Here is a 5012-nt window from a genome sequence, read left to right on the forward strand (position 1 = left end):
GGCAGGGTTCACGCCCGAAAAGGGGTTGGCTTGCGCCTTCCTGTTCGCCCCGCTAGGTGCGCGCTTCGCGTCTGCGGCCCCCTTCGTGCGGAGAGGTGGCAGAGTGGTCGAATGCGGCGGTCTCGAAAACCGTTATGGGTGCAAGCCCATCGAGGGTTCGAATCCCTCCCTCTCCGCCAAGGGGTTGAGCGCGCTTTCGTGCGAGCGGCTGTTGGCGCACGCTAGTGCGCAATGGCGGCAAGGGCGCGGGCGGCGCGGTCGAAAAGGTCGTCGATTTCGGACTCGCTGATGATGAGCGGTGGGCAGATGGCAACCGTGTCACCAGCAACCGCACGCAAGAGCAGGCCTTCCGCACGCGCGGCGGCCTCGAGGCGGGCGGCATCGCTCGGCGCGCGCATTTCAAGGCCAGCGATGAGGCCCATCCCCCGCGCCTCGCGCACCAGCGGGCTTTGGCCCAGCAGGGCAAGGCGGTGCTGGAAATGTGGTGCTACGGCACGGACATGGCCGAGGATGTCGCGCTCGGCATAGATGGCAAGCACCTCGCGTGCGACGGCGCAGGCGACCGGGTGGGCGGAATAGGTGAAACCATGGCCAAAGCTGCCGCGCCGGCCGGATTCCTCGGCAATCGAGCGATAGATATCGTCTGAGACGAGGACGGCGGACAGCGGCTGGTAGGCCGACGTCAGCATCTTGGCGCAAGTCATGATGTCAGGGCGGATGCGGAAGGCCTCACAGCCCCACATGGTTCCAAGCCGCCCGAGGCCAGTGATCACCTCGTCGGCGATGAGAAGGATTCCATGGCGGCGCAGGATGGGCTGGATGCGATCGAAATAGCCTTCTGGAGGGAGGATGACGCCGCCGGCCCCGATGACTGGCTCGGCGATGAAGGCGGCAATGGTTTCGGGGCCGAGCTCTGCGATCGTCTCTTCGAGCTCTGAGGCAAGCCGGTTGGCAAACTCCGTCTCGGTTTCGCCTGGCTGTGCCTCCCCGACGAAATGGGGGGCAGTGAGATGGCGGACGAAGCCCTGCGGCAAGTGAAACCCGCCGTGCATGATGGGAAGGCCTGTCAAGCTTGCCGAGGCAATGGTGGTGCCATGATAGGCGCGCTTGCGGGCGAGGATGGTGGTGCGCTCGGGCGCGCCGCGGGCCACCCAATAATACCAGGCGAGCTTGATGGCAGTGTCGTTCGCCTCGGAACCTGAGGAAGCGAAGAAGGCGCGTGTGAGCCCTGCAGGCGCGATTGCTGCCAGCTCCTCGGCAAGACGGGTGCCAGGCTCGTGGGCGCGGGATGCAAAACTCTGGCAATAGGGGAGCGTTGCAAGCTGGTGTCGGGCGGCCTCAACAAGGCGCGGCTCGGAATAGCCAAGGCCAGTGCACCAGAGACCCGCCATGCCATCAAGGAAGCGGCGGCCATCCTCGTCTGCGACGAAGATTCCCTCGCCGCGCGCAATGAGGAAGGGGCCAGCCGACTCGTGGGCGGCGAGATTCGTCTGGGGGTGGAAGGCATGTGCAAGGTCAGCCGCGCGGGGTGTGGTGGGCATCTTGGCTGTCCGTTTCATCGCAGGAGCCGGGATCTCCCTAATGGCGGCGCGCGCAAGAGCAAGCCGCCCTCCACGAGGAGGCTTTGCGGGACGCGAAGGCGGCCGTGTGTAACCCTCAGCGGGTGGCCCTTGCCGCCACAGCTGGGGAGCTATGCCGCGGCCGGCGCCTCCCTAGGCTGGACATAGAGATCATTGAAGAACTCGGTCATGACGATTCCGGCCACTTCCGGTGGCATGGCATCGAGCATCAGGTTGATGGGCGCCGTGCCTTCGGGCAGGCCGTCGCTGGTGCCCGCCAGTGCCATCAGCTGCCGGTAGGTCTCAGGCGTAAAGGTCTCAGGCGAAAGCGAAGCCAGCATGGCGCGCATCTCTTCTGGCAAGCGCAAGTTGGCGCTGCGCGCTGCCTCGATCGCGGCTTCGAGATCGGGGAGGAACTGGGGCACGAGGTCGAGTGTGGACTGGTCGATTGAGAGGTGGATATTGGCCTTTGAGCCCATGTAGCCGAGCTGGGGCTGCACGAACCAGCCGCGCTTGCGCATGATGTCGACGATCGGGAAGATGGGGAAATCATCGGCGGTGAAGGCGATGAGCGAGCTTTCGGGCTCGGCAAGCAGGCGGACATGGGGATTGCGGCGGATGGCATCGGCGATGGCGCGGGTGGCGGCCAGCGTCCGCTCGGCAAAGCGCAGATAGCCCTCGTCTCCCAGATAGTGGAGGAGGGCCCAAGTGGCTGCGAGTGGACCGCCCGACTTGGTGGACTGGATGGTGGGGTTGATGACGGAATAGCCAGTCCAAGTGGCGGCAGTGAAGATCTGGTGCCGCCGCAACGCTTTCGAGCGGTAGAGCACGACGCTCGCACCCTTGGGGGCGTAGGCATATTTGTGGAAATCCATCGAAATCGAGGTGACGCCAGGCACGGCGAAGTCGAAATCGGTGACAGGCGCCCCCAGCCGGCGGAAATAGGGCAGGAGGAAGCCGCCGATGCAGCCATCGACATGCAGGAGGAGGTTGCGGCGTTGGGCGATGGCCGCGATCTCGGGGATGGGATCGATGACGCCATGGGCATATTGGCAGGCGGAGGCGACGAGGAGGATGGTCTCGGGCCGGATGGCCGCTTCCATGTCGTAGGGGTTCACCTTGAAGGTCTGAGGGTTGATGGGGACGAGCGTCATCCCGATGTCGAAATAGTGCGCGGCCTTCTGGAAGCAGGCGTGCGCTGTGACGGGAAGCACCATGTGCGGCTCGGCAATGCCCCGCTCCTTGCGGGCATAGTCGCGCGCAGCCTTGACCGCGAGGAGGCAGGATTCGGTGCCGCCGCTCGTGAAATTGCCGACACAGTCCTTGTCACCCCGAAGATGCGCGATTGCCATCGCAACAATCTCGGTCTCGAACTTGAGAAGCGAGGGATAGACGGTGGGATCGAGGGCGTTTTCAGTGAGATAGCGCATGTAGGCGTGCTTGGCGACGTCTTCCACATCGCGGCCGCCTTCGTAGACATAGGCGAAGGTCTTGCCCTCGCGCCAGGGAAGGTCGCTTGCACCTGCTCTCTCGAGCAGCGCCATCACTTCGTCCCTGCTGCGCCCCCTCTCTGGTATCCGCACGTCCCTGCCTCCTTCTTGGTTGCGCCCAAGCCTAATGTGGGGACGGGGGGAGGGGCAATTGCCGTCTGCTCGCGCAAGGCAGGAGGCCGCCTTGAGCGTTCACTTCCAGGCGTCTGGCGGGGATGCCGCGCCTGCCGGGGAAACCTCGCTCCTGGTCAGCGCCCTGGCGCAGTGGCAAGCGCCTGTGCCAGCGACCGCGGCTTTGCCAGCCATTCCCGCCCTTCAAGCATGGCGTTCCAGCAGAGCCAGGGCCGGGCTTCGGACTTCAGAGACGAGGCAAGGCGCGACGGCCGCGTGCCACCGATGAGCCACTTCGGGAAGCTTGGCAGCAGCTTTCCGCTTGGGCCGAATTCGGCAAGGCAGGATGCGGCCGCGCGCGACTGCCAGCGGGCAGGACCGGTTGGCCTTGTTCAGAGCCTGCAGCGCGGGTTGCAAGGACCGTGGCAGCGGTTGCCCGGCGCAACATCTCATCCTGCTGCTTGCCGGGCTCTTATGGCCAGGGTTCCCCCTGGGGCTGGAGGCGGCTGCGAAGGGGTGCAAGATCAATGCCGACCCGCTGGCCGGCAGCGATAATCGCGTCCGGCGGGTCCTTGCCAGCACGCCCCAGGGCCCAGAGCGTTGCCGAGCGCGCCCCGGAGCGGCAGAAGGCAACGACCGGGCCCTTGGAACCTTCGAGTGCAGCTGCCATGGCGGCGACGGCCTCGGCGGGGAAATGGCCGCCGGAGACGGGAATATGGTGGAAGGAAAGACCATGCGCTTCGGCAGCGGCGCGAAGTGCTGCTGCCGTTGGCTGGCCTGGCTCTTCGCCATCCGGGCGGTTCATGATGAGGGTCTTGACCCCGGCTGCGGCAAGGCGCTCGACACGGGTGAGTGCGATCTGCGACGTGACCATGAGACCGGGAGCCAGTTCCTTCATCTCTTCCCTCGTGCCTGTTGGGGATAGAGCGGCAAGCGCTTCGGGTCTTGCCGCGCTTTCGGCAGCAAGCGTGCAGCCGAGCAAGGGCAGGAGGGCGGCGAGCCAAAGGCGCGGCATCTCAGCGCTGCCCACGCGAAGGGCGGGAGAAGGCGGTGTTCGCCCGGTTGGTGATCATGTGGTGCAGGGCCATGCCGGTTGCCATTGCGAGCAGGAAATGCGCTGCCTGCGCAGGCGCAAGCGCAAGGCCAGCGATGGCAGGGCCAGGACAAAGGCCGGCGATTCCCCACCCCGCCCCGAAGAGGAGGGCGCCGCCAATGAGCGGGGAGTCGATCTCGCGGCGGGTGGGAAGCGCGAACGCATCAGAAGCCAGGGGCTTGGGGAGGCGGCGCTGGAGCCACCAGGCCCCCGCCATGGGCAGGAGCGCGCCGGCCATGACGAACGCAAGCGTTGGATCCCAAGTGCCGAAGAGGTCGAGGAAGCCGCGCACGCGCGCGGGATCGACCATGCCGGAGACGGCAAGGCCAGCCCCGAACAGAAGGCCAGCGGCAAGGGCGACCAGTATTTGCATCACCACCCGAAGCCCAGCAAGTTCGCAATGGCAACGGTTGCAAAGCCGGCAGCCATGAAGACGGCAGTTGCAACGAGCGAGCGTGGCGACAGACGGGAGAGACCGCACACCCCATGGCCGGAGGTGCAGCCGCTCCCGAGCCGGGTGCCGAAGCCAACCAGAAGGCCGCCAGCGGCAAGCGCCGCGGGTGATGGCGGGAACTGCACCTGGAGGGGCCCGGCAAGCAGGCTGACGGCAAGCACGCCAAGAGGCAGCCCCAGGAGGAAGGCGGCCGCGACGGGAAGTGGCGCATCGCCGCCGAGCCCGAGCACCCGGGCCGCAAGCCCGCTGACGCCAGCAACACGACCGAGGGCAAGCAGCATCACGGCGGCTGCAAGACCGATCAT

5 protein-coding genes and 1 tRNA gene are annotated in these 5012 nt (G+C 66.2%); 1 reads left to right on the forward strand and 5 read right to left on the reverse strand.

Annotated elements, in window-relative coordinates:
• Positions 1–89 precede the first annotated feature (89 nt).
• Positions 90–179, forward strand: a tRNA-Ser gene (locus ACWIQA_RS09565).
• Positions 180–221: 42 nt separating this feature from the next.
• Here the strand turns inward: ACWIQA_RS09565 and ACWIQA_RS09570 are convergent.
• The 5 genes from ACWIQA_RS09570 to ACWIQA_RS09590 form a co-directional block, all read right to left on the reverse strand.
• Positions 222–1541, reverse strand: a complete 1320-nt coding sequence (locus ACWIQA_RS09570; protein WP_448582845.1) for an aminotransferase — start codon at positions 1539–1541, stop codon at positions 222–224.
• A 149-nt stretch (positions 1542–1690) separates the two neighbouring features.
• Complete coding sequence (locus ACWIQA_RS09575) at positions 1691–3142, reverse strand: pyridoxal phosphate-dependent decarboxylase family protein (protein ID WP_448582846.1); 1452 nt, start codon at positions 3140–3142, stop codon at positions 1691–1693.
• A 490-nt stretch (positions 3143–3632) separates the two neighbouring features.
• Complete coding sequence (locus tag ACWIQA_RS09580; protein WP_448582847.1) at positions 3633–4058, reverse strand: TIGR01244 family sulfur transferase; 426 nt, start codon at positions 4056–4058, stop codon at positions 3633–3635.
• A gap of 118 nt (positions 4059–4176) precedes the next feature.
• Entirely contained in the window at positions 4177–4626 is a 450-nt protein-coding gene (locus ACWIQA_RS09585; protein ID WP_448582848.1) for a DUF6691 family protein, read from the reverse strand.
• Positions 4626–5012, reverse strand: a 387-nt coding sequence (locus ACWIQA_RS09590; RefSeq protein WP_448582849.1) for a YeeE/YedE family protein, incomplete at its 5' end; no start/stop codon positions are given. The genes ACWIQA_RS09590 and ACWIQA_RS09585, both read right to left, overlap by 1 nt.

This window comes from Thermaurantiacus sp. (genome assembly GCF_053487655.1).